Source organism: Dongia soli (assembly GCF_034044715.1).
Classification (GTDB): domain Bacteria; phylum Pseudomonadota; class Alphaproteobacteria; order Dongiales; family Dongiaceae; genus Dongia_B; species Dongia_B soli.
This window is the reverse complement of sequence record NZ_JAXCLW010000001.1, coordinates 852,558-874,517: the sequence shown is the minus strand read 5'-3', so window position 1 is coordinate 874,517 and position 21,960 is coordinate 852,558. Positions and strand designations below refer to the sequence as shown.

Sequence of the window (21,960 nt, the reverse complement as noted above, 5' to 3'; positions counted from 1 at the left end):
CCGATCCTAATCTATCTTCCGGCTGTCAACCAACGGCCTGTATCGGCAGGAGCGAGGAGGAAAAGATGACCAAGCATCCCACCGGGACACGCGAGGCATGGATGAGGGCGCGGCTCGATTTGCTCACGGCGGAAAAAGAGCTGACGCAACGCAACGACGAACTGGCCCGGCAGCGCCAGGCCCTGCCCTGGGTGCGGATCGACAAGGACTATCACTTCGAGACCGATCAGGGCAGTGCTTCGCTGAAGGATCTCTTCGACGGCCGCTCGCAGCTCCTGGTCTATCACTTCATGTTCGGCCCGGATTACAAGGCGGGTTGCCCGTCCTGCTCGGCCATTGCCGATGGCTTCAACGGCATCTTCCTGCATCTGGAAAACCATGATGTCCGGTTGGTCGCGGTATCGCGCGCGCCGCTTGCGAAACTACAGGCCTACCGGCAGCGCATGGGCTGGCACTTTCCCTGGGTCTCGTCGGCCGGCAGCGATTTCAACGCGGATTTCAATGTCTGGTTCTCGGAAGAACAGCAGCGTGAAGGCGATATCTATTACAACTACCGCCGCGAATCGGCTTTCGAATGGCGGGCCGGCAAGCAAGGCGGCGGGCAGCGTGCCGAAGACAAATTCGCCGACATGAGCGGCACTGATACTGCCACCTATCAGCGCGACCGCCCGGGCCTTAGCGCCTTCGCCTTGCAGGAGGGCGCGGTCTATCACACCTATTCGGCCTATGCCCGCGGCCTCGACGCACTCTGGGGCATGTATCCCTGGCTCGACCGCGCCCCGAAGGGCCGCAACGAAAGCGGCGGCGTCTGGTGGAAACGGCACGATGAATATGCGAAGAGTTGAGCGGTCGCCGTCACAAGCCTATGGCTGCATCTGCATCATCTGATCCATCGGCATCATGTTATGGCTCAGATGGCCCATGATCCAGATCGATCCGACGACAATCAGAAAGACCACCAGGACGCCGAAGGCGAGCGCGAGCACGTTATTGGTGTTATCCGGGCCTGTGGTGACGTGCAGGAAGAACACCAGATGCACGCCCATCTGTGCGATCGCGAGCACGACCAGCGCCACCGGAATGGCCGGCGCGTAAATGATATCCGTGCCGACCAGGAAGAAGGCCGCGACGGTGAGCACGACCGAGAAGCCGAGACCGAGATTGGCGTTGCGCACCCAATGGCCGATATCCTCCGGCGGCTCGTCGCCAGGCGCGTGATCCGCACGATGGTTGAAGTCCTGCGGAGGGTTCAGGGCACGGCTGTGAAGCTGCGGGTCATAGTCGGTGTTGCTCATGCGACGACCCCCATCAGATAGACGATTGTGAAGATGCCGATCCAGACGATGTCCAAAGCGTGCCAGAAGAGATTGAAGCAGATCAGCCGGTGAACGATCTCGCGGCGAAACCCCTTGACGAAGACCTGCGCCATCATCGTGGCGAGCCACATCCCGCCAAGCGTGACGTGCAGGCCATGCAAGCCGACCAGCCCGAAGAAGGAAGTGAGCATTCCGCTGCGTTGCGGGGTGATCCCGCGGGCAGCCAGGTCGATGAATTCCTGCAGTTCGAGCAGGACGAAGACCAGGCCCAAAAGGCCGGTTATGAAAAGGAAGATTTCGGTCCACAGGCGGTTTCGGGCATTCACCGCGGCGAATGACAGCATGCAGGTGTAGCTGGACAGGAGCAGTGCCGCGGTCTCGAAAGCGACCCGCGGGATATCGACGATTTCGCCGATCGTCGGGCCGCCGGCAGTGGCGTCGCGCTGTACGGCGAAGGCGGCGAAGAAGCAGGAGAACATGACGATGTCGCTGAGCAGGAAGATCCAGAAGCCGTAGCCCACAAGGATCCGCTTGCTGGCCGGGCCGGTCGCCCCGTGGCCGGCACCTTCGACGGGTTCTTCAGGACCATGGGCGCGATGGCCGAGCCGATGGGGATCTTCACGAATGCGGCGGATGGCCTCGAGACTGGCGGGCAGTTCGATATTGGTCATGACGCCCCCCGCGTGCCGGAAAGCCGCTCGAGCAAAGCGGCGCGCGCCGCGCGGCGCGCGCGGTCTACCCGTGCGACCTCCTCAACCGGCACTTCGAATTCGTGGACGTCACGCCAGGCAAACACCACGAAGCCCGCAAAGGCCGCGACCAGCGCGACGATCGCGAGCCACCAGATGTACCAGATCATGGCAAAGCCAAAGATCGAGGTAAAAAACGCCGTATAGATGCCGACCGGGCTGTTGATCGGCATTTCGATCGGCTCGTATTTCGGTTCCGGAGACAATTGCTGCGTTTCCACCGCGCGCAGCTTGATTCCCCAATACGCTTCCTCTCCTGTGACATTCGGCATCACGGCGAAATTGAAGAAAGGCGGGGGTGACGGCGTGGCCCATTCGAGCGAACGGCCGTCCCACGGATCGCCCGTCACGTCACGCAGCTTATCGCGGTTGCGGATGCTGACCACGAGCTGCACGACCTGCGAGATGACGCCAAGGATCAGGATGCCGACACCCGCCATGGAGACGTATAGCCAGGGCGCCCACACCTCGAAATTGATATGTTGCAGGCGCCGCGTCATGCCGAGCAGGCCCAGGATATAAAGGGGCGCGAAGGTCACCCAGAAACCGATGAAGGCCAGCCAAAAGGCGGTTTTGCCCCAGCCTTCATGGAGACGGAATCCGAAGACCTTCGGAAACCAGAATTCCAGGCCGGCGAAAATCCCGAATACCACGCCGCCGATGATGACATTGTGAAAATGCGCCACCAGGAACATCGAGTTATGCGTGATGAAGTCGGCCGGCGGCACGGCGAGCAGCACGCCGGTCAAGCCGCCGATGATGAACGTAAAGATGAAGCCCATGGACCAAAGCATGGGAACTTCGAAACGCACGCGGCCGCCATACATGGTGAAGATCCAGTTATAGATCTTCACCCCGGTTCCGACCGCGATGATGCTGGATGAAATGCCGAAGAACGTGTTGACCGCAGCACCGGCACCCATGGTGAAGAAGTGGTGGAGCCACACCAACAGAGAGACGATGCAGATGAAGAGGGTGGCCGCGACCATGGAGCGGTAGCCGAAGAGTGGCTTGCCGGAGAAGGTTGGGAATATCTCCGAGAAGATGCCGAAGGCCGGCAGAATCAGGATATAGACTTCCGGATGTCCCCAGGCCCAGACCAGATTCACGAACATCATCGGATTGCCGCCCGCCGTGTTCGTGAAATAGTGGAAGCCCAGATATCGGTCGAGGCTCAACATGGCAAGCGTCGCGGTCAGGACGGGGAAGGTGGCGACGATCAGCAGGGACGAGGCCAGCGCCGTCCAGCAGAAGACCGGCATGCGGAGATAATCCATGCCGCGACATCGCATCTTCAGCACCGTGGTGACGATATTGATTCCCGTGATCAAGGTGCCGATCCCGGATATCTGCACGGCCCAGAGATAGTAGTCGACGCCGACGCCCGGCGTGTAGGCCGTTTCGCTGAGCGGCGGATAGGGCAGCCACCCGGTCCTGGCAAACTCGCCGATGAAGAGCGACAGGTTGACGAGCAGCGCGCCGCTGGCGGTAAGCCAGAAGCCGACCGAATTGAAGGTGGGGAAGGCGACGTCGCGGACGCCAAGCTGCAGCGGCACGAGGAAGTTCATGAATCCCAGCACCAGGGGCATGGCGCCGAACAGGATCATGATCGTGCCATGGGCGGTGAATATCTGGTTGTAGTGTTCCGGTGGCAGATAGCCCGGCGCGTTGATCGCCACCGCCTGCTGCGTGCGCATCATGATCGCGTCGGCAAAGCCGCGGATCAGCATCAGGACGCCGAGCAGGCAGTACATCACGCCGATCCGCTTGTGATCGACGCTGGTGATCCATTCACGCCAGAGATACGGCCACCATCCCTTCACGGTGATCAGCACCAGCACGCCAAGGGCGATGAGGATCACGATGGCGGAGGTTATCAGTGGGATCGGCTGGGACAGGGGGATTGCCGAAAGGTCGAGCTTCCCGAACATCGTCAGTCCTTTCCGCCGGTCGAGACTTCGCGGCCGGCATGCGGAGAAACTTCGGGGTGTGGTCCCGGTCCCGGCGGGATTTTCTGGGTGGCCACGGCTTGGAAGAGCCCAGGATCGACCGCCCGATAGGTCGAGGGCGGCACGCGCTGGGTCTGGTGAAGCAGGCTCTCATAGGCGTTTTTATCAAGGACGGGACCGCTAGCCCTGAGGCCGTCCGCCCAGGCTTCGAAATCGGCCGCTGACAGGCTCTTCACCTGGAATTGCATGTCGGAGAAGCCGTCGCCGGAGAATTGCGCCGAGGTGCCCCAAAGCTCGCCCGGATTGTCGGCCTGCAGGTGCAACTGCGAGATCATGGCCGGCATGGCATAGATCATCGAGCCCAGGCGCGGCACGAAAAAGACGTTGAAGACGCTGGCCGAGGTGATCGAGAAACGCACTGGCCTCCCGGCCGGCATCACCAGCTGATTGACCGTTGCGATCCCCTGTTCGGGATAGATGAACAGCCATTTCCAGTCGAGCGAGACGACCTGCACCTCGAGGGGCGGGGTTTTGGAGGGCAAAGGCCTGAACGGGTCGAGCTTGTAGGAACCGATCCAGATCACGCCGCCGATGAACATGATTGTCAGGATCGGGATTGACCAGACGACCGCTTCGATCCGGCCTGAATAGGACCAATAGGGCAAGTACTCCGCCTTGGGATTAGACGCCCGGTAGCGCCAAGCCATCCAGAACGCCAAGAGGATCGTCGGGATGACGATGGCCAGCATGATTGCTGTGGCGTTGATCAGGATGATGGCATCGCCTTCGCCGACAGGGCCGGCTGGGTCCAGCACGCCACCCGAGCAGGAAGAGAGGGCAAGGCCGAGGAGGCCAAGGAAGGAGCCGCGCGTCAAGCTGCGGCACAGGCAGGCCAACGCGCCTGGCGAGACTTGCAATCCACCCATGGAGAGAGTCCCTCTTTGTCGCGAGCAAACGTCTCAAACCGAAGGTAGTTCTCCCCGCGATCGGTGACCCGATCGCGGTGATTCATTTTACGGATGTTGTTTTACACATAATGCTTTCGGCCCGCTGGCCGACAAACTCGAGCGAGGCCATTTTACCGCCGCGTCAATTTAGCACGATAAGTAACTAACCCGGTGGCGGCAACAATTAAGCTGCCCGGCACAGCCGGGCCCACTCCCCTCTGCTCGCTGCTTATCTATCGCGACTTGACGTCTACATGGCCTTCAGCGGGCGCCTCGGGATGCATGCCGATCCTGTGGTGATAGACGAGCGAACCGCCCTTACAGCCGGTAAAGAGCAGAATGACCACCACAATCGCGGAAAGGACCAAGCCCCAGGGCAGGATGCCTTCGGCCATCCCGGTTTGCCAGCGGATCACTGCGCCTGCATGAGAGCAATTGTCTTAGCTCCACCGAGGAACCCGGGTGGTGTTTGAATGTTCCGCGTCTTTGGCCGGGCGTACCGGGCCTGGCTTCATGAACGAAAGCGGGTTCGGCTTGTTCACTGACCGAGATTGAAGGAAATGGAGAAGCGAAATGGATTACATCCCGCTCGGTAAATCCGGCATGAAGGTCTCGCGCTATATCCTTGGCACCTTGACCTTCGCCGGCACCAATGGTTTTGAGGCCCTGGGCAATGTCGACGTCGCGCAGGGCAAGCGGCTGGTCGACATGGCTGTCGATGCCGGCGTCAATGCCTTCGATACCGCCAATCTTTATTCCAAGGGGGATGCCGAGACGGTGTTGGGCCAGGCGCTTGCCGGCCGCCGCGACAAGGTGCTGATCTTCAGCAAGGGGCGGTCGGAAATGGAGCCCGGCCCCAATGGCGGCGGCGCCTCCCGGCTGCATCTTACAGCCCAGCTTGACGGTTCATTGACGCGGCTGAAGACCGATTGGCTCGATCTCTATTTCGTCCATCAATGGGATGGCGTGACGCCGATCGAAGAGACGGTGGAGACGATGTCGGGCTTCGTGAAATCCGGCAAGATCCGCTATTGGGGCATTTCGAATTACAGCGGCTGGCAGCTCGCCAAGACGGCGCTGATCGCTCAGGCGCCGGGCTATGTGGCGCCGATCGCGCATCAGATCTATTACACGCCCGAGGCGCGCGAGGCGGAATACGAGCTCATCCCCGCCGGGGCGGAATTCGGCATCGGCGCGATGATCTGGAGCCCGCTCGGCCAGGGGCTGTTCGGCGGCAAGGCGAAAGGCGATGGTTCGGCGCCGAAGGGCACGCGGCAGGGAGACCCCAATTGGCCGGAGCCCTTCCTGCCGGAGCCGGAACGCTTCGGCCGGGTGCTGAAGGCGGTTGAAAGCGTCGCCAAGGAGGTTGGCCGCTCGGTCGCGCAAGTAACCCTGGCCTGGACCCGCTCACGGCCCGGTATTGGCACTATTGTGCTCGGCGCCCGCAACGAGGATCAGCTCGCCGACAATCTCGCGTCCTACGATTTGACGCTGACGCCGGAGCAGATGGCGAAGATCGAAGCGGCCGGGCGTCCCCGCCCGCTTTATCCTTTCTGGCATCGGGCCATGTGGGGCTATGACCGACCGACGCCGTCGGAGCGCATCTATCTCGAGGGCCATCGGCAGACGGTCGGGGTCTAGCCATTATCTCTTTAGGCTAGGCGCCGGAACAGTCCGTGATAGTCGAGCACGATGCCGTCTTCATCGACCGGCAGCTCGGCGCGGAAATCGCTGTCGATGCTTTCGAAGAGATAGCGTCGCTCGTCGAGGCGGGTATAGGCTTGTGTCGCTGGCTGCACCGTCAGCGCCGGGGCGATCACATAGGCCATGGTGAAGGCGCGCCGTTCGCCGATCGCCAGATCTGCACGGCGGATCGGAAAGGTGTTGGTGAAAGGTGTCGGCCAGATGTCGATGTCGAAGCAGCCGTCGAGCTTCGGCAGGACCTGATCATTGCCATCGCGCCAATGACCCCTGCCGTCGCTGCGAAGCGTCAGTTGCCGCGCGCCGGTCTCGTCGACAACAGTGAGTTCGGCATCGTGCAGGCCCCATTCGTTATCCCAGCGCAGCTTGTAGCTGAGCCGGAATGGCCATCCATCCTCGTCATAGGCCAGGAGCACGCTGTCGGCAGCACCCTCGCGCAGCACCAGATGCTCCATGCCTTGCGCCTGCCGATCCTCGTGCCAGATCGGCGCCCAGCAGATGGCGCGTGCCGTCACGGCTCCTACCCCATCAGGGAATGAGGACCAGCGAGCCGGTGGTCTTGCGCCCTTCGAGGTCGCGATGCGCCTGGGCCGCGTCCTTCAGCGCGTAGGTGTGGTTGACATTGATCTTCACTGCGCCACGGCTGATCACATCGATCACCGCATTGGCCGAGAGTTCGAGATCGGCGCGGCTCGAGGTATAGGCCATCAAGGTCGGGCGGGTAAGGAAGAGGGAGCCCTTCTGCGACAGGATCAAAGGCTCGATCGGCGCGACCGGGCCGGAGGCATTGCCATAGGTCACCATATAGCCGCGCGGGCGCAGGCAGTCGAGCGAGGGCATGAAGGTGTCCTTGCCGACGCCGTCATAGACCACATGGACGCCCTGGCCGCCGCTTGCCGCCTTGACCTGGGCGACCCAGTCAGGATCGCGGTAATTGATTACATGCTGGCAGCCGAGATCGCTGGCGATCTTCAGCTTTTCCGCCGAGCCCGCCGTGCCGATGATGATGGCGCCGAGATGATGCAGCCACTGCGTCGCGATCTGGCCGACGCCGCCAGCCGCCGCATGCAGCAGCACGATGTCGCCCTTCTGCACCGGGTAGGTGCGGCGGATCAGATATTCCGCCGTCATGCCTTGCAGCATCATCGCCGCGGCGGTCTTGTCGTCGATCGCATCGGGGATCTTGATCAGCCGTGCCGCCGGATAGTTGCGCGCCTCGGCATAGGCGCCGACCGGGGCCGAGGAATAGGCGACGCGGTCGCCGGCCTTGAGATCGGTGACGCCGGGACCGACCGCCTCGACAACGGCGCTTGCTTCCAGGCCGAGGCCGCTTGGCAGGGAAACCGGATAGAGGCCGGTGCGGTGATAGGTGTCGATGAAATTGACGCCGCAGGCCTTGTTGCGCAGGGTCACTTCGCCTTCGCCCGGTGCGCCGAGCTCGACCTCTTCCAGATGCATCTGGTCGGGGCCGCCGTTCTGATGGATGCGGATGGCTTTGACGCGCATGATCGACTTCCTTCGCTGATGACAGCCTTCGCTGCGTGATGAGCGATCAAAGCAAGTCGCGGCGATCCTGTCCAGCAAGTCGGCTGACGGCCGGACAGGATCGCGATGTTGTGTGCGTGCCGGTGTGCGTTGCCGGTCTGTCAGGCGACGTCGCGAAGTTCGCCGCCGCGCCGATACTCGATCAGCTCGGCGATGGTGAGGCAGGGAAAGCCGTTGCGCCGGCCGTAATCCCGCGCCGCCTTGCCGCGCATCATGCTGCCGTCGCGCCGCATCAGCTCGCACAGCACCCCGGCCGGTTTCAGACCGGCGAGGCGGGCGAGATCGACCGTGCCTTCCGTATGGCCGGGACGGGTGAGAACGCCGCCCGGCTGGGCGCGCAACGGAAAGATATGGCCGGGACGCGCAAGATCGGCCGGCCCGGCTTTGTCGGCGATGGCGGCACGTACCGTGGTCAGGCGGTCGGCTGCGGAGACGCCGGTGGTGACGCCGCGTGCCGCCTCGATCGATACCGTGAAGGCGGTGCCGAAGCGGCTGTTGTTGCGTTCGACCATGGGCGGCAGGGCCAGGCGCTGGATATAGCTGTCGTCGAGGCAGAGGCAGACGATGCCGCTGCAATCGCGGATCATGCGGGCCATGACGTCATGGGTCAGGGTTTCCGCCGCGGCGACGAGATCGGCCTCGTTCTCGCGGTCATGATCATCGAACAACACGGCGGGAATGCCGCTGCGCATGGCTTCCAGCGCGGCTTCCACCCGCTGGCTCAGACGGCTGACAATGATGGGAGATTGAGTATTCATCGAAACGCTCCTCGCAGACTGGTTGCGACAAACGTTTCAGGGCGACTGCCAAAAATAGCCCCGGCGCCCCCGAAAGGGATAGCCGGTTAATCCTGGCCAGCGTCTTCTTCCATCCGGACTATGACCGTCGGCCCAGGATTTAAGACCAAGCTTTGCGACTGGCCTTGCACCTGATCTGCTGACCCGGCTTCCCGTGGGATACCTTTCCCGAGGAGGCCGGCGCTCGCGGGCTCGACAGCATGTTGACCGCTTCCGGTCGCCACCCTGTCCTACCGCCGGTAGGGAGTTTCACCCTGCCCTGAAGACGTATTGACGATACTAAACTGACAGATTGCGGGGCCTCGCGTCAATCGGCCGATCGACCTAGACGCTGTGCGCAAGGCTCGGCGCGGCTTGCCAGCATGGGAGGGAATCCTGCAAGGCCTTGAAAGGACCAAATTCTTTCCCGTGAGGGAAATTTTTTCGAAACAAATATCTTGATATACATGCCGTCATCTTTCGGCAGCATGTGTCATCGGAAATACTCGCATCTTATTCATTTTTGCCACTTAAGCTGGTATCTCTCACATCTGCGCAGCGGGCTGGCCCGAGACGGGTGGCGCAGCAATCGACGATTTGCATTCACGGCCGGCGGCGGCCGGGTGAGACTCTTTAAGGGAAGTTCGCGGCTTTGACGGCTGATCGCTCAAGCAATTCCCCGACCGATATATCGCAAGTCATCGATCCTCGGGCTTTGTTGTGCGCCGTCGCCGCCGCTCAAACGGAATTTCTTGCCGGCACCGAGCCGGCGCGGATCTTCGCCAACCTGCTCCAGACCATGCTGCACCTCACGGCCAGCGATCAGGGCGTGATTGCCGAGCTCCGGCCTGCTGCCACCGGCGACCACCTCTATCCGGTCGCCGTGCAGCCGGCCGTGCCGGCCAGCGAGGAATGCAACGGCATGTGGCGCCGCTGTTTCGATGCCGTCCTTGTCAACGGCGCCCCGGACTTGGGCAGCGCTGCCGAGGGCCTTCTCGCTTTGCCGATTGTCGGTGGTCCCGTCGAGCGGCCGAGATTGATCGGCATCGCAGGTCTCGCCGGACGCCCCGGCGGCTACGATCGGGGCATGTCGGGCCTCCTGCAGCCGCTGCTGCTCACCGCTGCGACCCTGCTCACCGCCGGGCAGGCGCGACGCGAGGAGGAGCGCAGACAACCTGGCGATGCGGCGTCGTCGAGCGACAACGACATCCGGCGGGTCAGCGATATCATCGGCAATCTTGGCGAGATCGTGTGGTCGGCGCGGCTGCCCGGTTTCCTGCCAGTTTATGTCTCGCCGGCGATCGAGGCCTTGACCGGCTATCCGGCCGATCGCCTGATCGCCGATGCCGATCTCTTCGATGCCATCACACCGCCCGAGGATCTGGCGCTGCGCAACGCCGCGCTGGAACAGGCTTTCGTCAGCGGACGCTGCGATGTCGTCTATCGCTTGCGCCGTGCCGATGACAGCCTGCGCTGGGTGCGCTGCAAGGGTGCCGTGCTTTATGATGCGAAAGGCCGGCCGTACCGCATCGACGGCACGCTCAGCGATGTAACGGCCGAGCGCGAGGCCTTGGAGCAGGCTCGCAAGACTGATGCGCTTTACCGGGCGGTGGTGGAGGATCAGCAGGAAGCAATCGTCCGCTTCCGGCCGGATTTCACCGTCACCTTCGTCAATCGCCAATATGCGGATTACTACAACCTTGCCCCCGCGGATCTGCTCGGCATCCGTATCAGTGATCTGCTGACGCCGGTCGAATGGCGGTTGCTGGAAGCCGAGGTTGCTACCCTGTCGCGGGCAAAGCCGATCCTTATCCAGGAATATGAAAAGACCTTGCCCGATGGCAGCACGCGCTGGCTGCGCTGGGTCAACCGCGCCTTGTTCGATGCCGCCGGCGCGCTCAGCGAGGTGCAATGCGTCGGCCATGACATCACCGACCAGAAGCGCCTGGAACGCGAATTGGCGGCGGGACGCGAGCTTTTCGGCCTGGTGGTGGCGAGCAGTGGCGATGGCATCTTCGACTGGAATGTCGATACCGGCGAGGTCTGGTATTCGCCGCGGTGGAAGGAGATCTTCGGCTATCGTGACGATGAGCTGGAGAACACCTACGAGACCTGGGAAAAGCTGATTCATCCCGAGGATCGCCAGATGGTGCTGGATCGCGCGGCCGCTTATTTCCGCGAACCGGTCGGTGTGCTGCGCAGCCTGGCCCGCTACCGGCATCGCAACGGCAGCATCGTCTATATCGAAAGCCGGGTGATCCGCCGGCAGAATTCGGCCGACGGCTGCCTGCGGGTCGTCGGTGCCTATTCCGACGTGACCGAAAAAGTGCTGGCCGAGCAGCGTATGCGCGATGCGATCGAGAGCCTGCCCGAGGCTTTCGCCTGGTTCGATGCCGATGATCGCCTCATCATGCATAACGAACGCTATCTGGAATTCTTCCCCTTCATGCGTGCCATGGGAGATCTGCGCGGCAGGGCTTTCACCGAGATGGTGCGCTCATCTTATGCTCGACTAGGGCGTAGCGCGGACATCGAGACCTATGTGGCCGACCGCATGGAACGCCACCGCAAGGGCGGCAGTTTCGAAATGCGGCTGGAAGATGACAGCTGGGTCCGGGTTAGCGAAAGGCGTACCGCCGGGAACGGCACCGTCAGCGTCTGGACTGATATCAGCGATCTGAAACAGGCGCAGCAGCGTTTGCTCGATGCGGTGGAATCGATGCAGGAGGGTTTCCTGCTGATCGGGCCGGATCGCCGCGTCATCCTGAGCAATCGCCAATGCCGCGAGATGTATCCGATTGCCGGTCATCTCCTGGCGTCCGGGTGTTCATATGAGGATTTCCTGCGCTTCGGGGCGGTCAACGGCCAGTTCCTCGAAGCGCTCGACCGCAACGAGGATTACGTCGCCGAATCACTGGCGCTGCTGGAGACCCGCGCGGAAATGCGGGTCGAACGGGAATTGGCCGGCGGTCGCTGGGTGCTGATCAGCCAGCGTTGCATGGATGACGGCAGCGTAGTCAGCATCCGTACCGATTTGACGCCGCAAAAGATGCGCGAGGCGGAGCTCGAAGCGGCGCATAACCAATTGGCGAAGCAGGCGGCGGCGCTGGTCGATTTGGCCGAGAAGCTGGAGGAAGCCCGCCTGTCGGCGGTCGAGGCCAGCAAAGCCAAGACGCGTTTCCTGGCGCATATGAGCCACGAATTGCGCACCCCGTTGAATGCCATTCTGGGTTTCGCGAAGCTCATCGGCGATGAGATGTTCGGTCCGATCGGCGTCGCGAAATATGCGGAATATGCCGGCCTCATCCACGAAAGCGGCAGCCATCTTCTTTCGCTGATCAATGACGTGCTCGATCTGTCGAAGATCGAAGCCGGCCGCATGGTGCTTGATTGTCATCCGGTCTCGGTCGATGCCCTGGCGGCTGGCTCGACACGGTTGATGGAAGGCCTCGCCAAGGACCGCAATGTCCGCCTGCATGTCGAGGTGATGCCCGATTGCCGCCAGGTTTTCGGCGATGAGCGGGCGATCAAGCAGATGATCATCAACCTCCTGTCCAATGCGCTGAAGTTCACGCCCGCCGGCGGCAGCGTCACCCTGAGATTCGTCGTCGATGGTGTCACGCTCGACGGCATATCGAGCGTGGCGATCGCGGTTACCGATACCGGTATCGGCATGACCCAGGCCGATATCGAAAAGGCCTTGGATCCCTTCGGCCAGGTGGATGGCGAAATCGCCCGTCAGCATCAGGGCACGGGGCTAGGCCTGCCATTGGTCAAGGTCATGGCAGAGGCCCATGGCGGCCGTTTGGAAATCGACAGCGCACCCGGACATGGCACCACGATGCGGATCCGCTTACCCGGCGAGGCGCGGGACAGCGACAGTCCCGGTGATCCTTATGAGACCGGCGCGACGTTGCCTCGCGATCTTTCGGCTGGCGGCGCGCGGGATGATTTCGCAGCCCCGATGAACAGGGCGCAGTCGAACCGGCGCATCCTGCTGGCGGAGGATAATCCGATGAACCAGCGCTTGTTCATCGATGTGCTGCGGACGCTCGGCGCGGAAGTCGATTGCGTGGATGATGGCGAAGCCGCGGTCGAGCGGGCGATCGTCGGTGCTTACGATCTGATCCTGATGGATATCCAAATGCCGAAAATGGGTGGCGTCGATGCCACCCAGCGCATCCGCGCCGAGACTGCTTTGTCCGAGGTGCCGATCATCGCCCTGACCGCTCATGCCATGGAGGGGGACCGCGATCGCTATCTGGCGGCCGGCATGACCGACTATCTCACCAAGCCGGTCGACCTCACGGCCTTGCTGAACGTGGTCTCAGGCTATCTCGGCCTCTCGCCGGTCGCGGCGTGAAAGCGCAGGGGCGCCCATCTTCCTAAAACAGTCGGCCTTGCCCGCGCTCAAGATCGAGCAGGAAGGTTTTCGCCCGCAGGCCAAGTTCGCTGCTATAGCCGCCGATTGAGTTGGCGCCGAGGATACGGTGGCAAGGAATGATGACGGCAATCGGATTCTGCCCGCAGGCCTGGCCGACCAGCTGCGCCGGTGCCTGCAGCGTATTGGCGACATCGCCATAGGTGCGGCTGCGGCCATAGGGGATCGCCAGCATCTGCTGCCACACCGATTTGGCAAAATCGCTGCCCACCGCATCCAGCGGCAGATCGAAATCATGCAGCTTGCCGTCGATATAAGCGCGCAATTGCCGACAGGCTTCATCGAGCAGCGGCGAAGTATCGCGCTGCTTCGGTTGCCGGTGATGCCAGTGCAGTTGCACGATCGCGCTCTCGGTGGCGCCCACATCGATCCAGCCGATCGGCGTTTCGATCGACGCATGGCCGATCGCTTCTCCGGAGAACGTATCGGCCGGCAGGTCCGGGCTCGTTTCTGTCGTCAGGTGATTCATGCGTCTCCAACCTCCTGTCAGATCGCCTGCTCGTTGAGGGCAAGGGCGAGGGCCGCCGGCTCGGTGATCGGCAGGCTGCAGGTCTGACCGCGGCAGAGATAGATTGTCGGACGTCCACCGACCATCTCTTTTCCCTGTGCCGGATGGTGCGGCGGCAGAGCTTCGACCGGCGTCACGCGCTGCAGCAGGGCATTGGGCAGTGAGTAGTCCCGCAGCACGCTGAGGAATGCATCGGTGCCGGCATCGTCGCGGGCGCCGACCAGCACGATCTGCACACAGTTTAGATGATAGTCGATCGCATTCAGATAGGTGGCAAGCGGGAAGAAGTTGCGGTTGATCTCACCGGAAAAGGCGGTGATCAACTGCATGGCACGGCGCGCGTAATCGGCGTTGCCGGTCAGGTGGTAAAGCCGGGTCAGCACTTCCAGCATGACGCCATTGCCGTTCGGCGTTGCCTGATCGGCCGCACTTTTCTGCCGGATGATGACATCGGCCACATCATCCGCGGTGGTGAAGTAGCCGCCGCCGGATTCATCCCAGAAATGCCGGTCGAGCAGGGCCACAAGGTGTTCCGCCTGATCGCGATAGGCCTTGTCGCCCGTCGCTTCCTGCAGCAGCAAGGCGGCGCGCGCGAGATGAGCGTGATCATCCAGCATGGCGACCGAGCCCAGTTTACCGTTGCGCCAGGCATGGTAGAGGCGGCCATCCTTCATCATCTGGCGCTCGATGAAGCGGAAGGCGCTTCGCGCATATTCCAGCCAGGGCGGCCGGTTGAAGGCGGTGGCGGCGCGGGCCAGAGCGGCGATCATCAGGCCGTTCCAATCGACCAGCACCTTGTCATCCCAACCGGGACGGACCCGTTCGTTGCGCGCAGCGAGCAGCTTGCCGCGCAACACCGCCAGAATCTGTTCATCGCCTTCATTGCTGTCGATGCGGGCGGCACGGCGATTGAGGACGTTGGTTTCTTCCCAGTTGCCGCCGCTGCTGACATCGTAGTGACGTTTGAACAATGCCGCTTCATCTCCCAGCAGGGCGTCCACTTCCGTTTCCTGCCAGACATAGAATTTGCCCTCGACCCCTTCGCTATCGGCGTCCAGCGATGCCGCGAAAGCGCGGTCGCCGGCATCATCCGCTTGCGCCAGCATTTCGCGTTCCAGCCAGCCCACCGTCTCGGCGACGCGGGCGGCATAGAGCGGGCTGCGGGTTTCCTGCCAGACGAGGGTGAGGAGGCCGATCAATTCGGCATTGTCGTAGAGCATCTTCTCGAAATGCGGCACCAGCCATTTGCCGTCGGTCGAATAACGGGCGAAGCCGCCGCCAAGATGATCATAGATGCCGCCCTGGCACATAGCGTCGAGCGTTACGGTGACAGCGTCTTTCAGCGCGCTATCGGCATTGCGCTGCCAAGCCTGCCAGAAGCCGCGGAAGATCGGCACCTGGGGAAATTTCGGCGCCCCTTTGATGCCGCCATCCACCATGTCGACTTCCTGCACCAGGCGCTGGGTGATGCGATCGAGGATATCCGGCGTCACCGCATCGCCGGTTTGCGGCCGCGCCAGTTTCTGCATCGCTTCGTCGAGGGCTTCGACATTCTTGCCGACGGAATCCTGTTCGCTGGCATAGGTTTCGGCGATGAAGCGCAGGATGTCGGCGAAGCCCGGGCGGCCCCAGCGGCTGGTCGGGGGGAAATAGGTGCCACCCCAGAAGGGCCGCCCGTCGGGCAGCAGGAACATCGTGAGCGGCCAGCCGCCTTGCTGGCCAAGCAGCGCCAGGGCCTGCTGATAAATGGCATCGAGATCCGGCCGCTCCTCGCGATCAACCTTGATGTTGATGAAGAGCTCGTTCATCAGCTGGGCGATGCCGGGATCTTCGAAGCTCTCATGCGCCATCACATGGCACCAATGGCAGGCAGCGTAGCCAACTGAAAGCAGGATGGGTTTGTCCTGCCGCCGCGCTTCGGCTAGAGCGGCCTCGCCCCATGGCCACCAATCGACGGGATTGTGTTGATGCTGCAGCAGATAAGGACTGACCTCCAAAGCGAGCCGATTGGTGGCTCGCTGGTTGCCTGGCTGGTCGGTGTCGCTCTTTTGACCGCCCGGCTGGTTGCTCGTTTGATGACCTGTCATCGTTTCGGCCTCTTCTGCAGCGGATGCCGCAACTTCGATTCATTGACGGGTCGGCTATTGAAGGCTTTATGGCCGCCCTTCGCAATGCGCTCGTAGAGTAAACAAGGGGCGAGGTGGATCGATGCATGCGCCGCGCTGGAATTACCCCAGTCATCATGCCGGGATTGGCGGACATCGGCTATCCGGTCCTTGCCGCGGCCGGAACCACGCCTGTAAGGTGGTAAATCATTAGGGCCTAGCACATCTGACAGGGTCCTATGCTGAAAGCCCGCTTGGCACAGACTGTGAGGTGAGGGATGAAGGTCAAAATCGATATCGACTGCTCGCCGGAAGAGGCGAGGGCCTTTTTCGGCTTGCCGGATGTCGGCCCAATGCAGCGGGCTGTGATGCAGGAAATTCAGGATCGGATGCTTGGGGCGATGCGAGGCACCGATGCCGAGACCCTTTTGAAGACCTGGATGCCGGCAGGCGTGGCTGGATTGGAGCAGATGCAGAAAATGTTCTGGCAGCAATTCAGCGGCAGGCAGGGCGATAAGAAGTGAACAGAATGCCGCGGACGGAGCTGGCCGGCGGGCAGCAAATGGTTGGATGAACAAGATGCGTGATCAGAACCGCAATCGCCACCGCGATCTCCCGGGCGATCCGGCGCCCTATTACGAAGCTCATGTCTTCTGCTGCGTCAATGAACGCCCGGCGGGACATAAGCGCGGCTGTTGCAAGAGCAAGGGTGCGGAGAAGCTGCGGAATTACATGAAGGCCCGGGCCAAGGAGCTTGGCCTTGACGGTATCCGGATCAACCAGTCGGGTTGTTTGGATCGCTGCGAGCTGGGTCCCACCATGGTGATCTACCCGGAAGGCATCTGGTACAGCGTGGCGACGGTCGAGGATGTCGAGGCCGTCCTCCAGCATCATCTGGTTGCTGGCGGAAGGGTCGAACATCTGATGCTGCAGCCCGGCGATAAAATGCCCGAAGATCGCCAGCCGGCGCAGCGGGCGGCGGCCACGGCCGAATGATCTCGCCTTGCGAGGCGAAAATGGCTGTCTCTACGATCTTTGCTCAAGCGACGGCGCCCGGCCGGGCTGGTATCGCCGTTTTCCGCATTTCCGGCCCACAATCTTCGCGTGTGTTGGCAAAGTTGACGAAGTCGCCTCTGCCGGCACCGCGACGCGCCGTTCGGCGAACCTTATGGAGCGCTGACGGTCTCGGCGCCGAACCCATTGACGATGCCCTCGTCATATGGTTTCCCGGGCCCGCGAGTTTCACCGGCGAGGATCTGGTCGAGCTGCATATTCATGGCAGTATAGCAGTCCTCTCCGCGCTCGCCCGTGAGTTGAAAAACACCTACGGTCTGGCCTTGGCCGGGCCCGGTGAATTCACCCGCCGCGCCTTTGATAACGGCAAGCTGGACCTGACCGAAGTGGAGGGCCTCGCCGATCTGATTGCCGCCGAGACGGAGGCGCAGCGCCGCCAGGCGATGCGTCAAGCGGGCGGAGCTTTGTCCCGGCTCTATGAGGGCTGGCGCGAAAAGCTGGTAAATGCCCTGGCGCGGCTGGAAGCTGCGATTGATTTCCCTGACGAAGATTTGCCGCCCGATCTCATTCCTGCCGTCGATCACGCCATGGCGGCCGCCGAAGAGGCGATTGGCCTGCATCTCGATGACGGCCGGCGCGGCGAGCGTCTGCGCGATGGTCTTTCGATTGCGATCCTCGGCGCACCCAATGCCGGCAAGTCCAGCCTGCTCAATCGCCTAGCCCGCCGCGAGGCGGCCATCGTCTCAGCCCAGGCGGGAACGACGCGCGATGTCATCGAGCTTCATCTCGATCTTGGCGGCTATCCGGTTACTTTGGCCGATACGGCGGGCTTGCGGGAAACCGTCGATGCCATTGAAGCGGAAGGCGTGAAGCGTGCTTTCGACCGGGCTGCGGCGGCGGATCTCAAATTGCTGGTATTGGACGGCACGGCCTTGGGCACCGAACGGCCGTTGGTCGACGCTGAGACCGCCAAGCTGATTGACGATGATGCCCTTCTGGTGTTGAACAAGGCCGATTTGGCGAAAGGTTCCTCCGGCCCCGCTATGCCGCACGAAATTGCCGGCCATCCTGTGCTTGCCGTATCTGCCTTGACCGGCGCCGGGATCGAGCAATTGGTCGAGGCCTTGGGTACGGTCGCTGGTGCGCGCTTGGCTTTGGGCACCGCGCCCGCCCTGACCCGCGAACGGCATCGGGCGGCGCTCGAACGGTGCCAGGCCGCTTTGCTGCGCGGCATGGATGCCGAATTGCCGGAATTGAAGGGCGAAGATTTGCGGCTGGCGGTCCAGGCCTTGGGCGAGATCACGGGCCGGGTCGATGTGGAAGAGATCCTGGATCGGATCTTTAGAGAGTTTTGTATAGGTAAATAGGCCTAGACCGTCCGCATTGGGAATCCCGCGCGGATGTTTCACGTGAAACAATGACGATGACGATGGAAATAAACGACCGGTTCGATGTGGTGGTGGTCGGCGGCGGCCATGCCGGTGCCGAGGCAGCCGCGGCTGCGGCGCGCTGTGGGGCCCGGACCCTCTTGATCACCCATGATCCGGCCAAGATCGGTGAGATGTCCTGCAATCCCGCGATCGGCGGCTTGGCCAAGGGCCACCTGGTCCGGGAAATCGATGCGCTGGACGGGATCATGGCGCGGGCCATTGATCGCGGCGGCATCCAGTTCCGCATGCTCAATCAATCGAAGGGCCCGGCCGTGCGGGGACCCCGTGCCCAGGCCGACCGCAAACTCTATCGTCAGGCCATCCAAGATCTCTTGGCTGAGCAGCCGAACCTGTCGATCAAAGGCGCGGCGGTCGACGACATTCTGCTGGATGAATCCGGGCGTATCGCCGGTATTGTTACCGAGGGCGGCGAGCGGATCGGCTGCGGCGCGGTGGTTCTGACCACAGGGACATTCCTGCGCGGCCTCATTCATTGCGGTGAAGAACGCATTCCCGCGGGCCGCGTGGGAGAGGCGCCGTCGGTCCATCTATCGGAAACCCTGGCTCGCCTGGGCTTTCCGCTGGGCCGGCTGAAGACTGGCACGCCGCCGCGTCTCGATGGCCGGACCATCGATTGGGACGGTCTGGATATGCAGCCGGGGGACAATCCGCCGGTGCCGATGTCCTATTTGACCGAGACGATCACCACACCGCAGATCGCCTGCGGCATCACCTATACCGGGAGGCCGGCTCACGATCTGATCCGGGCCAATTTGCACCGCGCGCCGATGTATTCCGGCCAGATCGAGAGTACCGGCCCGCGTTACTGCCCCTCGATTGAGGACAAGGTGGTGCGTTTCGCTGACAAGGACCGACACCAGATCTTTCTTGAGCCGGAGGGCCTGGATGATCACACGGTCTATCCCAACGGCATTTCCACCTCGCTGCCGGCCGATGTTCAGGCGGGTATCCTGAAAATCATCCCGGGCCTCGAAAAGGCCGTCATGCTGCGGCCCGGCTATGCCATCGAATATGATTTCGTGGATCCGCGCGAATTGACGCCGGCCTTGGAAACCCGGCGAGTGCCCGGCCTGTTTTTCGCCGGACAGATCAACGGCACGACCGGATATGAGGAAGCGGCGGCGCAGGGGCTGATGGCGGGACTCAATGCCGCCGAGCGGGCGGGCCGTCTGGGGGCAGGGGGCGCCGTTCTGGATTCAGCCGGGCTTCTGGAAACGCCGTTCAGCCTGGACCGGGCCGATGCCTATATTGGCGTGATGATCGACGATCTTGTTTCACGTGGAACATCGGAACCCTACCGCATGTTCACCAGCCGCGCCGAATACCGGCTCAGGCTCCGCCAGGACAACGCGGATCAGCGCCTGACCGAAAAAGGCATTGCTCTTGGCTGTGTTGGGGCCGAACGGGCCGCGGTTTTCCGGGAAAAGATGGAAAAGATCGCCGCTGCCCGAGCATTGATGCAGGGCTTGACCGCGACGCCGACAGAACTGGCGCGGCGGGGGCTCAATATCAATCAAGACGGCGTGCGCCGCTCCGCCTTGGATCTTCTGGTCTATCCCGATATCGATTTACCGCGTCTCGCTGGGATCTGGCCGGAATTGCAGGGTCTCAGCCCGGCGATTGCCGAACAGATGGAAATCGATGGCCGCTATGCCGGCTATCTGAAGCGGCAGGAGGCGGATATCCATGCCTTTCGCCGCGACGAGGCGCTGCTGCTGCCGGCCGATCTCGATTACGAAGCTGTTCCCTCGCTGTCGGCAGAAGTGCGGGAAAAGCTGAAGGCAGCCCGGCCCGCCACCTTAGGCGCCGCGGGCCGTATTTCCGGCGTCACGCCGGCGGCCTTGACCATCCTCTTACGCTATGTTCGCCGCCGCCCGCAGCAACAGCAGGCGGAGCCCCAGCAAACGGAAGGCGACAAGATCAGCGCATGACCACCCACCCGCGCATGACCAATTTCGGGCCGGATCAATTCATCTCGGAAATCCAAGGTCTCCTTCCCGATGTTTCACGTGAAACATCGGGTTTGTGGCGAGAGCGCCTGGAAACCTATGCCGCCTTGCTGGTGAAATGGCAGAAAGCCATCAATCTGGTGGGTCCGGCAACCCTGCCGGATCTCTGGCGGCGCCATATGCTGGATTCGGCTCAACTCCTGCCGCTCTTGCCCAATAAGGATGGCGTCCTAACGGACTTCGGCAGTGGCGCCGGTTTCCCCGGTCTGGTGCTTGCGGCAATGACCGGCCGCAAGGTGCATCTCATCGATTCCGATCTCCGCAAATGCGCCTTCCTGCGGGAGGCTGCCCAGGCCATCGGGGTCGGTGACCGAGTCGCGGTCCACGCCAAGCGATTCGATGCCCTGGCCGCCTGGCCTTCCGCCATCATCACCGCTAGAGCTTGTGCCGGTTTGGACGATCTTTTGGCTCATTGTGTGCCTTTCGCCACGCCGGAGACTGTTTTTCTGCTGCTGAAGGGGGCCAAGGTCGATGAAGAATTGACCGCTGCCGCCAAGCACTGGACAATGGTGGTGGAGCGCTATCCCAGTATGGCTAATGCTGGCGGCGAGCCACCCGGGACCATCCTCAAACTCTGCAATCTAAATCGACGGACAGTATCGTGACCGAGCCCGCGCGCGAGACATCGACTTCACGGCAACCGCGAATCATAGCGGTGGCAAATCAGAAAGGCGGGGTGGGAAAGACCACCACGGCGGTCAATCTCGCCACTGCCTTGGCTGCCTGTGGCAAGCAGGTGCTGATCATCGACATGGACCCCCAGGGCAACGCCTCGACCGGCCTTGGCATCGAGCGCGCCGACCGTGCAACCGGGTCGTATGAGATCCTGATCGATGGCGCCAGCATCGCCGATGCTACCAAGAAGACCCTCGTCCCGAATATGTCGATCGTGCCGACCTCGCCGGATCTGGCTGGGGCGGAGATCGAGCTGATCGATCTCGACCGCCGGGAATTCCGCCTGCGCGATGCCCTAGCTCAGGCGAAGCTTGATTATGATTTTATTCTTATCGACTGTCCGCCCTCGCTGACGCTCCTGACCTTGAATGCCATGGTGGCGGCTGATTGCGTGCTGGTGCCGCTGCAATGCGAGTTTTATGCGCTCGAAGGATTGAGCCAGCTCATCAAGACCGTGGAGCGCGTGAAGAAGGTGCTCAATCCGGTGCTGGAAATTCAGGGCGTCGTTCTCACCATGTATGACCGCCGCTCCGGCCTCAATGAACAGGTGGCCGCCGATGTGCGCGCCTTCTTCGGTTTGAAGGTCTATGAAACCGCCATTCCCCGCAACATCCGCATCGCCGAAGCGCCGAGCCATGGCAAGCCCGCTTTGCTCTATGACATTCGCTGCGCCGGCAGCCAGGCCTATGTCCATCTCGCCAGTGAAGTGCTGAAACGCGAGCAGGGCCTGGTCGGCCGCTCGCTGGCAGGCGCGGCCGACGCTGTCGCTTGATG

Annotated in this window: 19 protein-coding genes and 1 riboswitch; of the genes, 9 read left to right on the top strand and 10 right to left on the bottom strand. The window is 62.2% G+C overall.

The features are described from left to right. The first annotated feature begins 65 nt into the window (after positions 1-65). Entirely contained in the window at positions 66-845 is a 780-nt protein-coding gene (locus SMD27_RS03885; RefSeq protein WP_320507010.1) for a DUF899 domain-containing protein, read from the top strand. Positions 846-863: 18 nt separating this feature from the next. Here the strand turns inward: SMD27_RS03885 and cyoD are convergent, their stop codons facing one another. The 5 genes from cyoD to SMD27_RS03860 form a co-directional block, all read right to left on the bottom strand. Continuing rightward, positions 864-1,295 carry a cytochrome o ubiquinol oxidase subunit IV gene (cyoD, locus tag SMD27_RS03880; protein WP_320507009.1) on the bottom strand — a complete coding sequence of 144 codons (432 nt, stop codon included), beginning with the start codon at positions 1,293-1,295 and terminating at the stop codon, positions 864-866. Next, positions 1,292-1,987, bottom strand: a complete 696-nt coding sequence (locus SMD27_RS03875; protein ID WP_320507008.1) for a cytochrome c oxidase subunit 3 — start codon at positions 1,985-1,987, stop codon at positions 1,292-1,294. The genes cyoD and SMD27_RS03875 overlap by 4 nt, the downstream gene beginning before the upstream one ends. Next, on the bottom strand, positions 1,984-3,996 hold the full coding sequence (locus SMD27_RS03870; protein WP_320507007.1) for a cbb3-type cytochrome c oxidase subunit I: 2,013 nt from the start codon (positions 3,994-3,996) through the stop codon (positions 1,984-1,986). Before SMD27_RS03870 ends, SMD27_RS03875 begins: the two co-directional genes overlap by 4 nt. Positions 3,997-3,998: 2 nt before the next feature. Further along, positions 3,999-4,940 carry a ubiquinol oxidase subunit II gene (gene cyoA / locus SMD27_RS03865; RefSeq protein WP_320507006.1) on the bottom strand — a complete coding sequence of 314 codons (942 nt, stop codon included), beginning with the start codon at positions 4,938-4,940 and terminating at the stop codon, positions 3,999-4,001. A gap of 254 nt (positions 4,941-5,194) precedes the next feature. Continuing rightward, positions 5,195-5,377: a DUF2231 domain-containing protein gene (locus tag SMD27_RS03860; protein WP_320507005.1), complete on the bottom strand. Its 183-nt coding sequence runs from the start codon at positions 5,375-5,377 to the stop codon at positions 5,195-5,197. A gap of 157 nt (positions 5,378-5,534) precedes the next feature. Between SMD27_RS03860 and SMD27_RS03855 the strand changes: the two genes are divergently transcribed. Beyond that, positions 5,535-6,602 carry an aldo/keto reductase gene (locus SMD27_RS03855; protein WP_320507004.1) on the top strand — a complete coding sequence of 356 codons (1,068 nt, stop codon included), beginning with the start codon at positions 5,535-5,537 and terminating at the stop codon, positions 6,600-6,602. 11 nt (positions 6,603-6,613) lie between these two features. Here SMD27_RS03855 and SMD27_RS03850 read toward each other — a convergent pair whose 3' ends face one another. The 3 genes from SMD27_RS03850 to ribB all read right to left on the bottom strand — a co-directional run bounded on the left by SMD27_RS03850 (position 6,614) and on the right by ribB (position 8,965). Beyond that, entirely contained in the window at positions 6,614-7,177 is a 564-nt protein-coding gene (locus tag SMD27_RS03850; RefSeq protein ID WP_320507003.1) for a putative glycolipid-binding domain-containing protein, read from the bottom strand. A gap of 13 nt (positions 7,178-7,190) precedes the next feature. Beyond that, positions 7,191-8,168, bottom strand: coding sequence for a quinone oxidoreductase family protein (locus SMD27_RS03845; RefSeq protein WP_320507002.1), 978 nt, complete (start codon positions 8,166-8,168; stop codon positions 7,191-7,193). Positions 8,169-8,308: 140 nt separating this feature from the next. Next, on the bottom strand, positions 8,309-8,965 hold the full coding sequence (ribB, locus tag SMD27_RS03840) for a 3,4-dihydroxy-2-butanone-4-phosphate synthase (protein WP_320507001.1): 657 nt from the start codon (positions 8,963-8,965) through the stop codon (positions 8,309-8,311). Between the two features lie 97 nt (positions 8,966-9,062). Continuing rightward, a riboswitch (FMN riboswitch) is annotated at positions 9,063-9,275 on the bottom strand. 360 nt (positions 9,276-9,635) lie between these two features. On the opposite strand from ribB, the gene SMD27_RS03835 reads away from it, so the two are divergent. Then, positions 9,636-13,346, top strand: a complete 3,711-nt coding sequence (locus SMD27_RS03835) for a PAS domain-containing protein (protein ID WP_320507000.1) — start codon at positions 9,636-9,638, stop codon at positions 13,344-13,346. 22 nt (positions 13,347-13,368) lie between these two features. Here the strand turns inward: SMD27_RS03835 and SMD27_RS03830 are convergent, their stop codons facing one another. Further along, a complete protein-coding gene (locus tag SMD27_RS03830) occupies positions 13,369-13,893 on the bottom strand; it encodes a methylated-DNA--[protein]-cysteine S-methyltransferase (protein ID WP_320506999.1) in 525 nt (174 codons plus the stop codon). Positions 13,894-13,910: 17 nt separating this feature from the next. Continuing rightward, on the bottom strand, positions 13,911-16,019 hold the full coding sequence (locus tag SMD27_RS03825) for a thioredoxin domain-containing protein (protein WP_320506998.1): 2,109 nt from the start codon (positions 16,017-16,019) through the stop codon (positions 13,911-13,913). 296 nt (positions 16,020-16,315) lie between these two features. On the opposite strand from SMD27_RS03825, the gene SMD27_RS03820 reads away from it, so the two are divergent. From SMD27_RS03820 to SMD27_RS03795, 6 genes are all read left to right on the top strand, one after another. Further along, a complete protein-coding gene (locus SMD27_RS03820; protein ID WP_320506997.1) occupies positions 16,316-16,561 on the top strand; it encodes a DUF6489 family protein in 246 nt (81 codons plus the stop codon). A 55-nt stretch (positions 16,562-16,616) separates the two neighbouring features. After that, entirely contained in the window at positions 16,617-17,033 is a 417-nt protein-coding gene (locus SMD27_RS03815; RefSeq protein ID WP_320506996.1) for a (2Fe-2S) ferredoxin domain-containing protein, read from the top strand. A 20-nt stretch (positions 17,034-17,053) separates the two neighbouring features. After that, positions 17,054-18,418, top strand: coding sequence for a tRNA uridine-5-carboxymethylaminomethyl(34) synthesis GTPase MnmE (gene mnmE / locus SMD27_RS03810; protein WP_320506995.1), 1,365 nt, complete (start codon positions 17,054-17,056; stop codon positions 18,416-18,418). 68 nt (positions 18,419-18,486) lie between these two features. Then, positions 18,487-20,433, top strand: coding sequence for a tRNA uridine-5-carboxymethylaminomethyl(34) synthesis enzyme MnmG (gene mnmG, locus SMD27_RS03805; protein WP_320507552.1), 1,947 nt, complete (start codon positions 18,487-18,489; stop codon positions 20,431-20,433). Between the two features lie 14 nt (positions 20,434-20,447). Then, complete coding sequence (rsmG, locus tag SMD27_RS03800; RefSeq protein ID WP_320507551.1) at positions 20,448-21,116, top strand: 16S rRNA (guanine(527)-N(7))-methyltransferase RsmG; 669 nt, start codon at positions 20,448-20,450, stop codon at positions 21,114-21,116. A gap of 50 nt (positions 21,117-21,166) precedes the next feature. Then, positions 21,167-21,958 (top strand): ParA family protein, encoded by a 792-nt coding sequence (locus SMD27_RS03795; RefSeq protein WP_452094345.1) that lies wholly within the window; start codon positions 21,167-21,169, stop codon positions 21,956-21,958. Positions 21,959-21,960: the final 2 nt, after the last annotated feature.